This is a genomic window from Candidatus Endolissoclinum faulkneri L2 (assembly GCF_000319385.1).
GTDB lineage: Bacteria > Pseudomonadota > Alphaproteobacteria > Thalassobaculales > Thalassobaculaceae > Thalassobaculum > Thalassobaculum faulkneri.
This window is the reverse complement of record NC_019566.1, coordinates 1,029,046-1,048,200: the sequence shown is the minus strand read 5'-3', so window position 1 is coordinate 1,048,200 and position 19,155 is coordinate 1,029,046. Positions and strand designations below refer to the sequence as shown.

General features: G+C 33.2%; 7 protein-coding genes. 3 read left to right on the top strand and 4 right to left on the bottom strand.

All coding sequences use genetic code 11. The annotated features are described in order from the left end of the window. Positions 1–407: 407 nt before the first annotated feature. The 3 genes from pheT to grpE all read right to left on the bottom strand — a co-directional run bounded on the left by pheT (position 408) and on the right by grpE (position 5,325). Positions 408–2,807, bottom strand: coding sequence for a phenylalanine--tRNA ligase subunit beta (pheT, locus tag A1OE_RS03100; protein WP_015088823.1), 2,400 nt, complete (start codon positions 2,805–2,807; stop codon positions 408–410). 3 nt (positions 2,808–2,810) lie between these two features. Next, entirely contained in the window at positions 2,811–3,881 is a 1,071-nt protein-coding gene (gene pheS, locus A1OE_RS03095) for a phenylalanine--tRNA ligase subunit alpha (RefSeq protein ID WP_015088822.1), read from the bottom strand. Positions 3,882–4,611: 730 nt separating this feature from the next. Continuing rightward, the gene (gene grpE / locus A1OE_RS03090; RefSeq protein ID WP_015088820.1) at positions 4,612–5,325 is read right to left on the bottom strand and encodes a nucleotide exchange factor GrpE; all 714 of its coding nucleotides are present in this window, start codon (positions 5,323–5,325) and stop codon (positions 4,612–4,614) included. A gap of 878 nt (positions 5,326–6,203) precedes the next feature. Here grpE and A1OE_RS03085 point away from each other — a divergent pair. After that, positions 6,204–6,857 carry a non-canonical purine NTP pyrophosphatase gene (locus tag A1OE_RS03085; protein ID WP_015088817.1) on the top strand — a complete coding sequence of 218 codons (654 nt, stop codon included), beginning with the start codon at positions 6,204–6,206 and terminating at the stop codon, positions 6,855–6,857. 696 nt (positions 6,858–7,553) lie between these two features. On the opposite strand, the gene A1OE_RS03080 is transcribed toward A1OE_RS03085, so the two are convergent. Continuing rightward, positions 7,554–8,696, bottom strand: coding sequence for a penicillin-binding protein activator (locus A1OE_RS03080; protein WP_052312390.1), 1,143 nt, complete (start codon positions 8,694–8,696; stop codon positions 7,554–7,556). Between the two features lie 1,929 nt (positions 8,697–10,625). On the opposite strand from A1OE_RS03080, the gene A1OE_RS03075 reads away from it, so the two are divergent. Together A1OE_RS03075 and hemF are read left to right on the top strand one after the other, a co-directional pair. Then, positions 10,626–14,441, top strand: coding sequence for a vitamin B12-dependent ribonucleotide reductase (locus A1OE_RS03075; RefSeq protein ID WP_015088812.1), 3,816 nt, complete (start codon positions 10,626–10,628; stop codon positions 14,439–14,441). Positions 14,442–16,718: 2,277 nt separating this feature from the next. After that, on the top strand, positions 16,719–17,567 hold the full coding sequence (gene hemF, locus A1OE_RS03070; protein WP_015088807.1) for an oxygen-dependent coproporphyrinogen oxidase: 849 nt from the start codon (positions 16,719–16,721) through the stop codon (positions 17,565–17,567). The last annotated feature ends 1,588 nt before the right edge of the window (positions 17,568–19,155 follow it).

Genomic DNA, 19,155 nt, shown 5'->3' with positions numbered 1-19,155 from the left:
ATTAGAACATAGTCAATTTTATTATTTATCAAAGCTAATGTCATCCTTTAGCACATCATGTGCTACTGAAATATACGAGTGATATTTATCACAGATAAACAATTGGATGTAATTAGTTTGATGAGCTCTAATGGAAATAAATTTGTTATGCCTTGTAATGTGATAGTCTAGGTATTTATATTTATCGTTCTCAAACAAAATTCGTGTTGAAAACCGTAGGTGCTAAAAATTCTGTGTTAATTTAACTAAATTGCTTTAAATAATGATCATTATGATCTGATTCTGCGATTGTAACGATACATTTCTAATATAATTAAATTTTAGTAGGATTTTGTACTCTACTCTGATAAAGTGATGGTAAGTTAATGGCAATTTCTTGGTCAATCATTTGTTTTTTATCTAAAATTCTAATCTCTTAATATCCCATTGGTATTTTTTTTCACACTAGCAATGATTTTAGCAGAAATTGCTTCAATTTGCTCATTCTTCATATTTCCATAGCGTGGTTGCATAGTTACTTCCACTGCGATAGATTTTGTCCCTTGAGGAAGATTAGGTCCGGTATATTGGTCAAATATATGAACACTATTGATAATAGCCTTGTCGGCACTTCCCACTGCTTGGGTAATTCTGTCTGCTGGTAAATCCTCTGCTACTATAAAAGCGAAGTCACGAACTATTGACTGAAACGTATTATTTTCTAGTAGTGGACGTTGCGGGTTGTTGTGCTTTGGTATTGGAAGATTATCTAACAATACTTCAAAAGCTACTGCTGGGCCATTAAGATTAAAATACTTGAGAATGTAAGGATGTAAGTCACCAAAATAGGCCATAATTTTGGATCCGAGATAAAAACATCCTGAACGACCTGGATGATACCAACTTGGCGTTTCTTGAGATAAATGCAAATTAATGATCGATATTTCAATCATTTCTAATAGATTAATTACATCGGCTTTGGCGTCGAAAACGTCTACTGCTCGATCAAAATTGCGCCAATCACGTCGACCTGTACGACCGACTCTTAAACCAACAGCTTCTTGGCATTGGTCTTCCGGCTGATCACCAATATATTTTGGGCCAACTTCAAACATTGCGATATCAGGATGACCTGAATTAATGTTGCGGGTAGCAGCGGTAATTAAGTTTGGTAAAATTGACGGACGCATAGCTGCTAAATCGCTGCTAATTGGATTAACTATTTGCAAAGCTTGCTTCCCACCGCCAAAAAGTTCTGCATGCTTCAAAGGCAAAAAAGAGAAAGTCACTGCTTCCATCATGCCCCGACTTACTAAGGATCGCTTAACAATACGGCGAAAATTTTGTTCAAAGGTTAAGGCCGGTTGGTTAATTACGTTGATATGTTCCATAGATACCGGTGGTATTTTATCATAACCAAACACCCTAACGATCTCTTCTACTAACTCAGCTTCTCCCATCACGTCACTCCGCCAAGGTGGAGGAATAACGCTTATGCTCTCGCCTAAGCTATTGACTTCAAATCCTAGAGCGGATAAGATGCTATCGGTTTTCTTATTCGGCACATCGACTCCACAAAGAGCTGCAATTCGAGAATAGCGCAGTGTTATTTTGCGTTGGCATAAATTTTCTTTGCCATTTACAACAATGTCGCTAGCTTCACCTCCACAAATTTTCAGTATCATACGAGCAACAATTTCTACTCCCCACCATGGACTCGTATAGTCAAGCCCACGTTCAAACCGATAGCGAGATTCTGATAAGATGCCAAGCTTACGTCCAGTGCTAGCAATAGAAAACGCGTTAAAAATTGCAGCTTCTAAGAACATGCAAGTTGTATTATCGTTTACACTAGTTCTCTTGCCACCCATGATGCCAGCTATACCTTCGATTCCTTTAGCATCACTAATTACCAGCATATCAGTTTCTAATGTGTATTCTTTGTCATTTATACCTAAACACTTTTCTCCATTTTTTGCTAAACGAATACTTGGATTACCATGTAACTTAGCGGCATCATAAGCATGTATAGGGCACCCAAGATCAAGCATAAAGTAGTTTGTGATATCGACTAAAGCGGAGATAGGAGATATATCCACTGCACGCAACCGCTTTTGCATCCAGAATGGAGATGGGCCATTTTTGACATTACGAAAATAACGGCCAATGACTACTGGGCAAACGTATGTTTGTTTCAGTGGTAAATCGATCTCAAAGCGTAGTGGGCTTATAAAAGTTCCATTCATTGGTGAAGTATCAAGAGGTTTCAAAGTACCAATCCCAGAAGCAGCTAAATCGCGAGCGATACCACGCACACTAAGACAATCGCCTCGATTTGGAGTGACGCTAATTTCAATAATTACCTCATCTAAACCAGCATAGGTAGCATAATCTATCCCTATCGGTGCATCTTTTGGTAGGTCAATGATATTGTCATGATTATTGCTCATCCCTAAATGTCCTTCGGACATCAACATGCCGTTATGAATTTCATTGTAATTCTTATATTGCTTTAATCTAAAGTCATAGCTTGGTACATAGGTTCCAGCTGGAGCAAAAATGCTTTTCATTCCGATACGTGTATTTTTAGCATGAGATGTTACTTGTAGAACGGTTTTGCCAATATCGACTTTACATATATTGAGTTGATCAACTGTGGGATCCGGCATTACTTCCACAACTTGGGCTACAAAAAAAGTAGAAAAAACTTTTGATGGAGCTTGCACTTTTTCAACCTCAAAGCCTAACATAGTAAGTTTATCGGTGATTGCTTTGAGAGATAAATCAGTATTTAAATGATCATTCAGCCAAGATAGAGTAAACTTCATGTTTTAAACTCCTCCGGCAATAGTCGGTTGAGCAAATGATAAAAATCCATAATGACGCATCCAGCGTAGATTACTCTCATAAAACGGACGCAAGTCAGGAATGCCATATTTCAGCATACTAACCCGTTCTATCCCAATGCCAAAAGCAAATCCTTGATACTTGTTTGGATTAATTCCAGAATTATGGAGGACATTTGGATGCACCATGCCACAACCAAGAATTTCTAACCAATTACCATAATCACCAATCTTTACTTCAGTGCCGATTCGCAAACAGCCAATGTCTAATTCAGCTGATGGCTCAGTAAAGGGGAAGTAGCTAGGACGAAAACGTAGTGGTAAATCCTTAATACTAAAGAATGCGTGACAAAAATCAATCAAGCATCCCTTTAAGTGCCCCATATGGCTTACTTTGTCGACGACCAGACCTTCTAGTTGATGAAACATCGGTGAATGGGTAGCATCGTGGTCGGAACGAAAAGTGCGCCCAGGTACAATTATGCGAATCGGGGGAGACTGTTTCTCCATTGTACGAATTTGTACTGGACTAGTATGAGTACGTAAAACCTTGCGTTTACCATTTTTATCAGGCTTTAAATACAAAGTATCTTGATCTTGACGAGCTGGGTGGTCAGGTGTAAAGTTAAGCGCTTCAAAATTATAGTAATCACTTTCTATGTCTGGCCCTTCTACGACTACGAATCCCATCTCTGCGAAAATAGTTACTATTTCGTCCGTGGTTTGGGTAATGGGATGGATACGGCCTTTCATTTCTGGAGGAGCCGGCAATGATATATCTACTCTATCTGCGACGATGCGATTATTCAGTATTGCTGAAGATAGCGCAATCTTGCGAGCAACTAATGCGTTTTTCACTAGGCACTTAAGCGAATTAAGTGCTTTGCCTGTCTTTTTGCGAGTATTCATATTCATACCAGCTAAATTGCTCATTGCTGTAGTAATTCGCCCTTTTTTTCCTAGAGCAAAAATTCGAATTTGTTCCAATGAATCAAGGTCTTCGGCACGAGCGATCCTAGCCAATAATTCAGTTTCTAACGCTTTGATGTTAAACATAATTATGCGCTAAATTTTGCGATTTACAAATTTATTATCTTAGAGAATGAATAAAGCTTTTTAAATTATATTAATAAATATGCCATATCTTCGATATATTACTGATAGTTTAAGTAAGACAATAATAAAGATTATATCACTAATCTTTTTAAAATTAATTTGTCTAAGGTTGTCAAAGTAAAACTGTGCTATTTTTTTATAGGATAATTGTGTAAAGTAATATTTATTAATACTGCACCGGTAACTAAGTACAAATCAGTTAAATATCAATCGCAATCCGTTAAATTAGTCTGCAGAGATAACATTGCTATATGTTTTTTACAAAAAAAATGTTATTCTTAAATAAGTTAACTAAAATATCAAGCATATCTATTTAAGTCAATCTTTGATTTTTTGTTTAGTAAAAGCGTAATTAAAAGTTGATTAATCAATGATCATAATTTCACATACAAAGCAATATTTATATCGTATAGATTATCTGTCATCAGCTTAACGAACAGTTATATTTACATGCATACAAACAAAACAACGATTGCAATGATTTTTAAAAATTGCCAATTAGAAGACGGCTGAATGCACTGGGATATAAAAATATTTTGCAGACATTTGCGGTCATAACAATGATTAGTATATAACTTTATAATCTAAGGAATACTGCTAAAGTTATATACCACAGTCTTCAGGTATCTTGATAAATATATAACCGCCGAATAAAATAAATTAAAAATAATCATGTTATTGATGGTGTATCTGAGTCGATTGTTTGTTTCTTCTGATTGATGATCTTGGAAACTCCAACTAGCGCAGGGCGTAATAGACGATCGTGTAAAACATAACCAGGAGCTAGTACTTGTACCACAGTGCCCAGCGGTTTGCTTGCATCTTCAACTTCAAACATTGCTTGGTGGATGTTATAATCGAACTTTTCGCCGAGCGGGTTAATTTGTTTTATATTATGCTTGTCAAAAGCAGACAGTATTTCTTTTTCAGTCATCTCTACTCCAATGATGACGTTCTTTATTGAATCCTCAAGCAATTCACGATCAACAGGCAGAGCATCTATCGCTCGATGCAAATTGTCAACTGCGTTGAGTAAATCTTTAGCAAGATCAGCGCATGCTAGTCTACTCCATTGCTCTTTTTCACGTTCAGTGCGTTTGCGTAAGTTTTCTGCTTCTGCTAAGGCTCTTAGTGCTTGATCTTTAAATCTTGCTAACTGTTGTTCAAGATTTGCGATCCGCATGACTTGGGAATCTTCTTCTATACTATCAGTATCAATCGTCTCTTCCTGCTCATTAGATTCAATTGTCTCTTTCTCTTTCAAATCAAATTCTTCGGTAACCAATGTATCGACTATTTTATCCTGCAAATCATCCACTGATTGCTGCGGATCATCAAATAAGTTTTGTGCAGACGTTTTATTATTTTTTATGTTTTTTGTCATAATCACTACTCATAATTATTCAGTTATAATAGTCTATAATCCAAACACATATAAGAACATACTGGTTGCACTTTTGCAGGTTTTTGCACGATTTAAAGAGTGTCAAAAACCATTAAATTAACCTTTCGTTTACATTCATTATTGACAATTATGCTTGAAATTAAACTAATGAAAATAGAATTAATTTGCTTTAAATCATCTATTATGACAACTATAAACAACTAGGAATAAATTAGCAAGGATAGAATCTTAAGTAAACAAAGTGTTATTTCTGCATCCAAAATGAAAGTGATGATTTTGAAGATTGGTAACTATTTAGTTTGGTATGATATTTTTATTTTACTATGTCTAAAGAACATTTGATTTTATGTGAAAAAAACAATTTTCGTATTTTATATTTTACTTAATAAAAACGCAATTATTACAATCGTAAATTTGTCTATTTTTTTACTATTGCTCTATAATCTAAATGTAGAAATTTAACGAGGATTTATTCATTGAATTGCCCTTAGGGCTTTACTTTAAAAACACATAATTTAATGAACAATTAAAGCAATAATATTTTTATCTATGACTTTTGTTAGTTATAAATAACTGCTCAAAATTTAGACATTATTAAATTACAATAATGTTTACTCAAACTACTTAATTTATCGTTTATCAGTAAGTTGCTAAACTTTTAGCAAAAAAATTTTAATCATTAAAATGTTAAGGATGTTAGTTTTTAGCGATTATTTTGATGTTTGTTTTCTTTAATTTTAGCACAATCTGGTAATTAACACTAATCGATACTTTTAAGTTCTCAAGTTAGGATCACATATGATATACTACCAAGATATTCCAAACTTTATGTGGTACTGGCGGAGGAAATTATCTTAATGTTGGTGCGGAAGATGGATAGTGAAGTATTAGTTCTTGCCACCGATAATCGAGGAAAAATCGTAGAGCTTACTGATTTGTTAAAGCCTTATCATCTGCGTGTACTTTCAACGAAAGATCTTTTACTACCTGATCCTGAAGAAACTGGAAGTACTTTTATCGCTAATGCTAAAATAAAAGCCCTGACAGCCGCACAGGCCTCAGGAATACCTGCTATGGCCGATGACTCTGGATTCAGTGTTGCTGCTCTTGAAGCTGCTCCGGGAATATATTCAGCGCGTTGGGCTGGCCCACAAAAAGATTTTAATTTGGCTATGCAATTGGTTCACTATAAAATGATAATTAGTAAATCTGACGATACTCAAGCCTGGTTTACTTGCGCACTCGCCTTAGCTTGGCCAGACGGTTATTGTGAAAGTGTTGAAGGTTATGTTTATGGTCGCGTCGTATGGCCACCGCGAGGCGACAATGGTTTTGGTTACGATTCGATGTTTGTACCAGATGGTAAAAATATGGAAACTTTTGGCGAGTGTAATATAAATAGAAAAAAATTAATAAGTCATAGAGCTGACGCTTTTTCACGGCTTGTTAACCGATGCTTTAAGGGTAGAAATTTTGACGGAAAAAGATTGTTATCTTTTAGACAAAAGTGAAATTTTTGTAGCATATACGTAAGATTACAACTTATTTTTAATCTATTTTTCACTTACACATTCTAGCATCTACTATTAGCTAACGCCAATAGTTTTGTTGTTAAGCATACAACAAAATTCTGCTCTTGCTTTACAAGAAAATGTTAAGCATTCAAATCTTTATTTATTTTACTAAGTTCTTGTATTTAACTTATGCTCATTTTCGAGTTAGAATTTCCAAGATCAAAAAAAAACATTAATCTAATAATCTTATTGCCATGAATCTAATGTCCATAACAAAATTATTTTACTTAACTAAGTTATGCAAATCATCTTTCAATTATTAATTGTTAGCTATTTCCGATAGGCTTGATAAAGTTTAATTTTATTAATTGCAGGAAATTATTACTTAATAATCTGTTTGAAAAACATCCAACTGTTTTGTTATACAGTGTATAAAGTATGCTATTTTAGTAAAAAATTTACTTTAATAATATAACTTTAGATTAAGCACAATGCTAAATAATTAATGTAGATTACTTTATTAATCTGCATTTTATTAGCGCCTTATCAATTACTATGCTCTGCTAAACTCTTTTAATTTTAATAAATCTTTTAGTAAAACTCATTCTTATTGAGGTTTCTCTTGCGTGAAGAGATTGAATTGTTAATTAATGGTATCAATTTTTTCTTTGAAAGCTGTAGTTTTCATGGTTTCTATTGTAATAGTTTATGAACTGTTGAATAGTAAGGTTCAAGAAAACTAGTTGATGGAGGCTCTATCAGTCTGATTCCGTTTGTAGTAATCTGTAAGATTGCAAGGTTGCGTTGATTTGTCCCATCTTCTAACAGACGAAATTGACCATCAACCCCATTGAACCCGGATGGCTGAGTGAGGTAGTTTGCGGAAAAGCCAGATTTGTTTGGCTGCTGAGCTAGTTTCGCTGCTAAACTTACGGTATCATAAGCTAACGAGGCTAGGCCTTCTGGCAAATTTCCGTAAACTGACAAATAGTGTTCGATAAATGGTTTACGGTTTGCTGGATCTGGTGCGACAAACCATCCGCCATTTAGTGTTGGCTCATGCAGAAGAGCTGGATTTGCCCATAGGGAGGAGCCAAGAAATTTTACCTTACTTGGATCAATATCATAATAGACCATAAGAGATGCTACATTAAGTATCGTTTTTCCTCCTTCTGGTAATAAAACTGCATCATAGTCACGAGATGCAGCTAAACTCTTAATCATATCAGACAATGAGCTGAATGACTCCGATTTATATAAACATATTGGATGAATAATTGCCCCAGCAATTGTCGCAGTCTCTTGCGCTGCGCGTCTCGTTTCAAATCCATATGCATTACAAGGGGCCAACATAGCGATGCGGCGGTACTCTTTCATAGCTGCGTAACAAACTATTAATTTAATTTGTTCACTTGGCAAAATGCCAAGTATCCATACACCATCGCTAGCGATCGATCGATCATTAGAAAATGACAAAACTGGAATGCCAGCTGCTTGAGTAATCGGGCGAATGGCTAAGACCGCATCGGAAAAAAGTGGACCAATAATCATGTCAGCCCCTTCGTTAATAGCAATTTCGGCCATAACTGCTGCCGTTTGAGGATCAGAAACAGTATCATAAAATGACAAAGTAAAATTGTCAGATGCTTTATCGAATAAAGCTAATTCTGCAGCATTGCGCATCGCCTTACCAATCATCATAGCTCGACCGCTCATAGGTAATAGAATTGCTACTTTTGGCGATTCAGAAAATTTTTTTTTTGTTTCATCTTGTTTAGAATTTAACCAATCACCCTGCCAGTATGTACCAAGTTGTGACACTGATTGTTTTTGCATGGAACATGCTGAAAAAACTGCAAACAAACTAAGCAATGCTATAAATAAACTATTTAATCGTACGTAGACTATTAGCATTCAGATTTTTTTTAATTTAACTCCATTAATCGGATAGTACTGAAATTCATAATTGTGTACTAAGCTTTCATTAACGATTCAACGCCAAATATTTATCATTATTTGTAAACCAAACATATTACAATAAATGTACAACAAAGGTATCAATATCACTTTTAAAGGTGGTTTTACTACAATGCTATCTTCCTAGCAATTAGCTGAGTATTTTAGATTAAAAAATCTTTGTAACGCTAATTATTTGTAGATGATTTTTATTATATAAAAAATGTATTTTGATAGCAAATTGCTGAATCTAACGAAACTTCTCCAAACTAATCTAATAGATTACTCTAACTTTACCTGAAATTTGCTGTTATTCATTATGCACTTTTATTGCTGTAGATTTTGCTAATTATTATTGGCTAGGCTAATAAACTTCTTTAATTATAGCATATAAAATAGGATAAATTTTTATAAAATATTAACACTTAATTAAAATTTGTATCGTATTATTTCTATAATTTACCCATAATCTATAATAATAAGACTAATTTATTAATTTAATATCGTAAATTTCTACTATTTTGTATAATTATGCTATTAGATTGATAGCATAATTATCTTACCTCTACGTAAACGAACGAGTAATATTTACTTTACGCTACAAAAGGTGTTGCAATGAAAGTTGCATCATTTATTAAGGTTAGCTTGTTTGTACCGGAAAAATGTATTAATTTGAATATGCGTTCTGTTCTAATTTAACATTAAATAGCTACATTATTTATGTAAATCTTATTTAAATAAGATTTAATTCATTTGTTTACTTAATGGGTGGCTAATTGATGAGATATTTGACGTATTTCTTTAAAATATTAAGAATCTTTGCTTTATATCTTGTTAAGACGTAGGGAGTAGATCTGTCTTTATATAACTGTGATACTTGTATTAATTCTAATCTTTATACTTGGTATTTTTACTTTAAGTACCTTTTTATATTGTTTTAACGCGAGAAAAAAAAATTATATTTGAAGCTACCCTAGAACAAACGTTCTCTAAAATACTTATCATAGTTTTTTGTTGACGAATAAATTTCTCGCAATAACTTGTTATTGATACAATCCGCGGTGATTTTTAACTCAATGTACTTATCTATACGCAAACAGATCATCATTTTTAAGATATTGTCAATACAAGACAGCAAATAATTTGCTTAAACATTAGCGATTTATCCAGCACGCTTGCTATTAATAAGACAGATAATCTTTTGTTATTATTATTTATAAAGTATTTATTGCTGTCACTTCTTGCAAAGAAGATATCGTAGTAATAATATCGCTTATATGTCTTAGACAGAGAGGTAATTACATAAAACGCGATTTTAATAAGGAGCATTTTAATATTGCTTGTACTAAATAGATTTATTAAGGAGCTACTGCTCATTTTTATATTTGCTTTTCGGCAATCAGCAATTTGAGCGAGTTTATAATTCTGTAAATTAAGTCAACGTATTGATGTTATTAAGCCTGTATGGAGATTTTAAACCTTTTAAATAAACCATCCTGGTTCATTGGGAACAGACTTAATCAACTTTTATTTGATGATTAATTAGTTTACATATAACAAAGCTGGATTTATTGCAAGTTATTGTTTAATCAGCATTATTATTCATAATTAGGCAAATCATTATTTTATTACCAAAGAGTATATTAATTTATGAATATTAATTCTATTGTAGTATACTATTTTGATTAATTTATTAAATTTTAATCTTTCTTTATCAACTACATATCTAGATATGTAGTTGATATTAATGTGTGTTTTAATTTTTAAACAATCAATGCGGCATTACCCATCTCATATGGGAGCTTTAGGATGAAGGTTGAACGATGCTTCACAACAGCTGGTAAGGATGTACTAGATGAAATCAATTTTCGGAGAACAACTAGTGAGATTCGGCACCTAGACGGGAGTGTTATATTTCATTGCGATAGCATAGAGGTACCAAGCGATTGGTCTCAAGTTGCAAGCGATATTTTGGCACAGAAGTATTTTCGTAAGGCAGGTGTTCCTGTTGCCCTTAAAAAGCTACAAGAAGAGAATATTCCCAGTTGGTTATGTCGGGCAGTTCCAGATGAAGAAAAGCTTGCTGCTTTACCGAAAGAAAGGCGTACCACTGGTGAAAACAGCGCTAAACAGATTTTTAACCGTTTAGCAGGTACTTGGACCTATTGGGGCTGGAAAGGTGGTTACTTTGACACTGAACAAGATGCTCGTGTTTATTATGACGAGATGTATGTAATGCTTGCTCGTCAAATAGCAGCACCAAATTCTCCACAGTGGTTTAATACTGGTTTGTACTGGGCATACGGTATCAATGGTCCAGCCCAAGGTCATTACTACGTTGATTTTGAGACTGGCAAATTGACTTTTTCGCAATCCGCCTACGAGCATCCCCAACCTCACGCATGTTTTATACAGAGCGTACAAGACAATCTGGTGCAAGATGGTGGCATAATGGACCTTTGGATTCGTGAGGCACGTTTATTTAAGTATGGCTCGGGAACTGGTTCTAACTTTTCCCAATTGCGCGGTGAAAGTGAACCGCTATCCGGCGGAGGCAAATCTTCAGGTTTACTCAGTTTTCTAAAGATTGGAGATAGGGCTGCCGGTGCTATTAAGTCAGGTGGTACCACTCGTCGTGCTGCTAAGATGGTCGTTGTCGATATCAATCATCCTGATATTGTAGCATACATTAAGTGGAAAGTAGTTGAAGAGCAAAAGGTTGCAGCACTTGTTTCTGGCTCTAAGCTTATCGTTAATTCTATGAAAGCTATAATGGCAGCTTGTGTCGGTGGGGTCAAAATCCTTGGCGATAATGCCTTTGAACCAAATAAAAATCCTGAGCTGAAAGTAGCTATTCAGGCTGCTAAAAATGCTATGTTACCGATAAGTTACATACAGCGAGCTATTCAATTTGCTCGTCAGGGATTTACAGAAGTTGAGTTTGACACCTATGAAACTGACTGGGATAGTGAAGCCTATCTTACTGTCTCTGGGCAAAACTCAAACAATTCAGTACGTGTTAGTGATGAATTTTTGAACGCCGTTGAGGTTGATGGCGAATGGAATTTGATTCGTCGTACTGATGGTAAAATACATGCAACTTTGCGGGCTAGAGATCTCTGGGAAAAGATCGCTGAGGCCGCTTGGCATAGTGCAGATCCAGGCTTACAATATGATAGTACAATCAACTCTTGGCATACTTGTCCAACTGGTGGTCGCATTAACGCTTCTAATCCTTGCTCAGAATATATGTTTCTTGATGACACTGCTTGTAATCTGGCTTCGATAAATTTAATTCGCTTTTTAGACGATGATGGTAGCTTTAACGTTGCTAAATTCACCCACGCCTCTCGGCTATGGACTATTACATTAGAGATCTCAGTGCTTATGGCGCAATTTCCTTCCAGGAAAATTGCTAAGCTTTCCTATGAATATCGCACACTAGGATTAGGTTACGCTAATATTGGCGGTCTTCTAATCGCAATGGGATTGCCATACGATAGTGATAATGGTCGTGCGATTTGCGGTGCAATTACTGCTTTGATGACTGGCGTTGCCTATGCTACTTCTGCTGAAATTGCTGGCGAAATTGGAGCTTTTTCTAAATACCAATCCAACGCTAATGATATGCTTCGGGTAATTCGCAATCATTGTCGTGCTGCTTATGGCGATAATGACGGTTATGAAAATCTTTCTATATCTCCTGTTGCGCTGGATGCTAGCAATTGTTCTCAGAGGTCTTTGATCACAGCTGCACGAGCGTCTTGGAGTACAGCTTTAGATCTAGGCGAAAAAAATGGCTTCCGGAATGCTCAGGTTACAGCTATTGCGCCAACTGGTACGATTGGCTTAGTCATGGATTGTGATACTACAGGCATTGAGCCAGATTTCGCGATTGTGAAATTCAAGAAGCTGGCGGGAGGTGGCTATTTAAAGATAATTAATGGTGTTATACCCATAGCATTGCGCAGATTGGGCTATAGTGATGAACATATTCAGGATATTGTCCGTTATGCTATAGGTCACGGTTCTTTGAAGAATGCTCCTGTTATGGGGCATTCTTCACTACTGGCTAAGGGATTTGCTGATGAACAAATTGCCGCTTTAGAACAAGCGATAGTATCGGCTTTTGATCTAAGGTTTGTTTTTAACAAGTGGACGTTGGGAGAAAAATTTTGCAAAGAAGTACTTAATTTAACTGACAAACAAGTTAATGATAGTTCCTTTGATGTACTGAGTAGTATTGGTTTTTCTAAGTTAGAAATTGAAAGCGCTAACAAATATGTTTGTGGCGCGATGACTTTGGAAGGTGCGCCACACTTAAAAGAGAAGCATTTAGCTGTATTTGACTGTGCTAACCCATGTGGTCGTGGGGGTAAGCGTTATCTTTCGGTGGAAAGCCATATTTATATGATGGCTGCAGCTCAGCCATTCATTTCTGGAGCAATATCAAAAACTATTAATTTGCCTGAGAGTGCTACGGTTGAGGATTGTAAAAACGCTTACATGTTATCTTGGCGATTAGGTCTGAAAGCTAATGCTTTGTACCGTAATGGATCTAAGCTTAGCCAGCCGCTTTCTGCTGCAGTATTTGGTTTTGACGATGAGGAGGAAATTAACGAATTTATCACTCCGTCAAGTACGGGAAAGGTTGGATTAACTGTAGAACGTGTTGTTGACAAGGTGGTAAATAAGATTATAAAAAAGCGCGCGGAACGTGATCGTTTGCCTCAGCGTCGTAAGGGTTATACCCAGAAAGCAGTTGTTGGTGGCCATAAAGTTTATTTACGTACCGGAGAATATTCGGATGGTTCGCTTGGTGAAATTTTTATAGACATGCACAAAGAAGGCGCTGCCTTTCGATCGTTGATGAATAATTTCGCTATTGCAGTATCTATTGGTTTGCAATACGGTGTGCCACTAGACGAATATGTAGATGCTTTTACATTTACCAGATTTGAGCCGCAAGGTGTAGTTCAAGGTAATGACGCCATTAAGATGTCAACTTCAATTCTTGACTATATGTTTCGCGAATTAGCTATTTCTTATTTGGATCGCCATGATTTAGCTCATGTGAAGCAAGAAGATTTAACTCCGGATACTGTTGGTGATGGTCAAGGCGAGGAATATGATCATTGCAGGGCGGATGCAATCTTAGATAAAGTTATTGACCTTGCTAGTCGTGGTTTTATGCGATCTGATGTTCGCTCGAATTTAGTAGATGTTATAACCCGTAATACGCAGCATTTTGTCTCTTCTTCTAAGAAAAATGTCGATGAGCGAGTACCGATATTATCATCGTTGATTGAGCCAAATATTACATTGGCTCATCAACAACGTAGTAGCCCCATCACCCATATGAGTGATGGGGCTAACGTGCTTTCTGATAGCCATATGAAGGATGCTACGGTTAAATCTGATGATGTTGCTGGGAGTAATTATTCTATAGCTGCTAGCAATAGGGCAATTAACGATGTTAATGAGATGGATTTATCAATGAAAATGGAAGCAAAGATTAAGGGTTATCAAGGTGAAGGTTGTATTGAGTGCGGTAACTTTACTCTAATACACAATGGAAGTTGCTTAAAATGTGTTACTTGTGGTTCTACTAGCGGTTGTAGCTAATATAGCTATAATTTTTATTATATTCACAGAATATGCGGAAGGATAAATATTATTATCCTAGTAATTTTTATTTAGCAAAATTTTTTACTGTCGAACTAATTAGTTTGTTTTTTTTAATAAAAATTATTAAAATTGTTAATTTTCCTGTAGCCATGTTGATCGGGTGAAAATTATAATAAAAACTCTTTATTTTATGGTATAAAAAAAGATTTTTTAGGCGATAAAAAGATAATAATAGTCTAAAAAAATACATATGTAATTTAAAGTAAAACAGAAAAAATTAATAAAAAGTTTTGTAAAATTACTTGCATATTAATTATCTGATGTTGTTTATTATGTTGTTTATTTTTTTTACTAGGATTAACGAATAGTATAATTAAAAATTGTATATATTTCACTCATTCTAATATCATCGAAAAGATTTCAATGATATCGCCTTATAGATGATATTGGATGTATGAATAGATTAATTACTAAAATAGCTGATAGCACAAATAATTTTTTCTCTGATAGTATAATAAATTATATAATTTAACGTTTGCTCAAAACAATTTTTCTTTTGTCATTCTGACTATCTTTAAAATGCTTTTTACATCATGTATTTAGAATAATCTATCAATTAGCTATCGATCATAACTTTATATATTTAAATTGTATTTTTGGATTTTATAATATACAATTTCTGCAATTACTTTTAATAACTATAAAAATTAACTAGTAAATTGAAGTAAAATATCGTTTAATCGATAGTATAATAGAATTATTTTTATAAAATGATTCATTACGGATATTTTTATTACTAAGCTTTATTTTGATAAAATAAATTATTCTATAAGCTATCATATCTATAAGTAATAGTAATATAAAAAAATTATCGATAAATAAAAGAGAAGATAATTGTAATTTGCCAATAGAAGATCTACGAAATGTTTAGTTTTTTCTTTTAATTTATCAAAATAATTTTCTTACAGAAGAGAATTTACTTTATTTAAAGAATTTACAACTTGTTTATCCAAGTTAGCTTAATTTTTTTTGTTTTATGCTGTAATCTATACTACAGTGCTCTACTGAGATAAATTTATAGTACGATTGACATAATTTTTATCTTTTTGGAATTTAGTAATGAAAAAGAGCTTTTAATGTCCGATTAAAGCATAAAATGCAGTTTTATCATATACGATCTATAAAAGCTAAACAAGAGAAACTCGAATAAACCACAAGCAGCATAAACATGACTTTCTATTTTAGATATCCTTTTTTATCTTTTTCTTTTACTAATATTATGTTTATAATATTGTGCGCTTTTGGCAAAAGAAATGTAGTAAATTAGTATTTTGAATAAGCCACAATTTACTAAAAATTTTATAAAAATCCAGATATTAGCTACTTTAATAAATAAGATTAAATAGCTTATGTAATAAATGAAAGATCAAAAAGTTTTGTATATGTTGTTTTTTTAGATTGAATTAGCGGTTAGATGATCTAATAAACTATAAATTTATAATTCCCAGTAAATATTAATTAATATTAATGGTAAATGGTTTTATAAATATAAAATTTAATACTACATATTATATCTTGTCATTCTTTATTTAACCGCTTTTTTAAAATTATTATTAATCACTATTATGGTTTTGTGTTACAAAAAAAAGATTGGAGTAAAATATTTTATCAATTATTGTGATAACTTAAATATTTTTAACATTAGTTATATATTACGAAATATATTACTCTTTAAATGTAAAAATTTTTCTCGAGATATCATTGTTTTCAATTAAACTTATTATCTATAATAGGATTAATTTTGGTTAGTAATAAATAGTTTATTTGATCCAATATTTTACTTAATTAATATTAATTAATTGTTTAGGTAGAGAAATTACATAGATAACATATTATAATTATGGTTGATTAGTTTAATGATTCAAACATCTAAGTTTAGTTCTATTATGAAAGTAAAAAATTATTGAGGATTTAATATAGATATTACGAATATATAACAAGCTATTTCTAAGCGAACAGACATTATTTTACTTGCTTTTTATAAAGCAGACTTAAGGATGGTTTTTTTAAGTAGTTTTTAAGAATTGTAGTCAAGATTATGCATATGATTATCTCTATATTACATGTTTAATGTGAGTGTCTTGTATTTTTTTGCTATTTACGCTATTTGCTTAATCCTACACTAGTAAAGATTAGTATTACTTTATGCTTGGCACTGAAATAGTTTAATTATATTATTAATCGTACAGTTAAAAATTAAGATAAGGATATCGTATGTATCTTGCATCAGATAATCAACAAATTACTGCCCAAACCTGGTTTGAAAGTTTGCGTAATCAAATTTGCAAGGTATTTGAATCTTTAGAAGACGCATACGATGGCAAGTTAAAGAGTTGGGAACCTGGAAGGTTTAAGGCTAAGAGATGGGAGCGTAATGGTGGCGGCGGCGGCGTGATGTCAATAATGAAAGGGCGTGTATTTGACAAAGTGGGTGTCAACGTCTCGACTGTATATGGTGAATTATCTGGAGAATTTCGCAAACAGATTCCTGGCGCGAATCAAGACCCTCGTTTCTTTGCCACAGGCATATCACTGGTAGCACATATGCGATCACCGAAAGTGCCTGCAGTCCATATGAATAATCGCTATATTACTACCAGTAAAAGTTGGTTTGGCGGAGGGACTGATTTAACTCATACAGTTTTTGATCCAATTGATACTAATTTTTTCCATGCAGGTCTAAAGGCTGCTTGTGATCGACATAATCTAGGATACTACCCTAAATTTAAAAAATGGTGCGATGAATACTTTTACATTAAGCATAGAGATGAGCCACGTGGAAGTGGTGGGATATTTTATGACTATTTAGATGAAGACTTTGATAGTACTTTTGCTTTTACTAAGGATGTTGGACTCGCATTTCTTGCAATTTACCCCAAAATAGCTGCTAGGCGGATGAACGAGGATTGGACATCAGAAGAGCGTGATCATCAGCTTGTGCGACGCGGCCGCTATGTGGAATTTAATTTACTATATGATCGTGGTACTATTTTTGGATTGGAGACTGGAGGTAATGTGGAAGCAATTATGATGAGCTTACCTCCAGAAGTACGCTGGCCGTGATTGCTTTGTTAAAGGTTAATTAATGAAATCTTAGCCATTAAAGTTTTGTATAATGCTACTTTGTTTAACTAATTGAATTAGCCTAAATTGTGCTAATTGTACCAACAATACTAATAAAGAATCAATTAAATTGATTCTTTATTAGTATTGTAACATAAGAAATTGTTAAGCTTTTGTATGTAAAACGCTGCTGAGTACTAATTTATCTTCTAATATAAATTAGTACTTGAAATAGCCTACTGACCCGCCTTTTATACGTACCTAAATTGGTATTTACAATGCTTTAAGTGAGTCCTAATCAATTTTTGTTACAACTTTTCTGATGTTTTTTTTCAAAAACCAGCGTTAATTTTTACACATGAGCTGCTTTGTTTTGTATAATGCATAAGGCCTTACACGTATTAAGCAGCCGTAATTTCAGTAGTTTTTATTACGTAAGTGAATAATATCACAATTTCCCAAACTTGTTCGCATCCACAAATTTTACAATAATTAAGATAAAAAGAGCTAAAGACGGTTAATATAGCATTAAGTAATATTTTTACGTGGTGCGAAGATAGATTCGTTTTATTCTTAGCTTTCAGGTTGTGAGTTAAAAGAAGTAAAATTTATGGTTTCTTTTGTTACTATAATAAAAGATACTTTCAGAGCTGAAATTTGGTCAGAATATACTCTGTTGACTTATCCTTAAATTCACTTTTATGAATTCCTAATCTAGTTGATTAGTATATTTTTAGTGCGTTAAAAAGTTAGCTCCTATTATTTGAATACTGACTTATCGTCATTGCTATAAGATAACCTAGATGTTAGAATTGTTTAATGATTTTATAAATAATAGGAAAAACAATATTACATTTAAATCTATTGGTTAATAATTCATTTTATATAATAAAAATTATAATACTTATAATATAATTTATGCAATTATAAAACGGTAATACTTTAATTTATCTGTAGTCATGGCTGGTTTAGTTTATTGCTAAATAAGCAAATATACATTTTATATCATAGGTTATATTGCAATATTTTTTATATAAAAATTATTTATTCATTTTTAATATTTTATTTGATTGATATTTGATAATTTTATGCATTATCGCAATTAAATTTGAACTAAATGAATCGTAGAGTATTAGTATATAGGAGTTATTATATTCTATAAACTTACCATTAAGTTTTTCTTTACGCTTGTATAGAATTTTATTATAATTTTTATGGACGTTTTAGCCTAGAGCATATTCTAGGATTATTTGATTAATCTCGTAACATAACTATGCTTGTTTAGTATCGTATTAAGTAATTTATGTATATTATTATATGATTAGTTAAAATTAAAATTGACGAATTAATAAGTATCAGCTTGTATAATTAGCTATTAAATAGTTAATTATAGCTCTGCTAAGATTATTTTAAGTTTATAAAATGTGCTATATTTGTTAATATGTCTCTTTCTTATAGAGATAAATATTAGGATTTTCTCATCAATTATGTAAAAAATGTCTTTTAGGTAATTTTTAATTATAAAAAGGTATTAATACTTAGTTAATATTTACTTCACTGTTAAATTGGCTTGTGCCAAATATTTCGC

Bases quoted from the DNA above. Each gene is read 5' to 3' on its own strand.
- grpE (WP_015088820.1), bottom strand. From the start codon at position 5,325: ATGACAAAAAACATAAAAAATAATAAAACGTCTGCACAAAACTTATTT.
- pheS (WP_015088822.1), bottom strand. From the start codon at position 3,881: ATGTTTAACATCAAAGCGTTAGAAACTGAATTATTGGCTAGGATCGCT.
- hemF (WP_015088807.1), top strand. From the start codon at position 16,719: ATGTATCTTGCATCAGATAATCAACAAATTACTGCCCAAACCTGGTTT.
- pheT (WP_015088823.1), bottom strand. From the start codon at position 2,807: ATGAAGTTTACTCTATCTTGGCTGAATGATCATTTAAATACTGATTTA.
- A1OE_RS03075 (WP_015088812.1), top strand. From the start codon at position 10,626: ATGAAGGTTGAACGATGCTTCACAACAGCTGGTAAGGATGTACTAGAT.
- A1OE_RS03085 (WP_015088817.1), top strand. From the start codon at position 6,204: ATGTTGGTGCGGAAGATGGATAGTGAAGTATTAGTTCTTGCCACCGAT.
- A1OE_RS03080 (WP_052312390.1), bottom strand. From the start codon at position 8,696: ATGCAAAAACAATCAGTGTCACAACTTGGTACATACTGGCAGGGTGAT.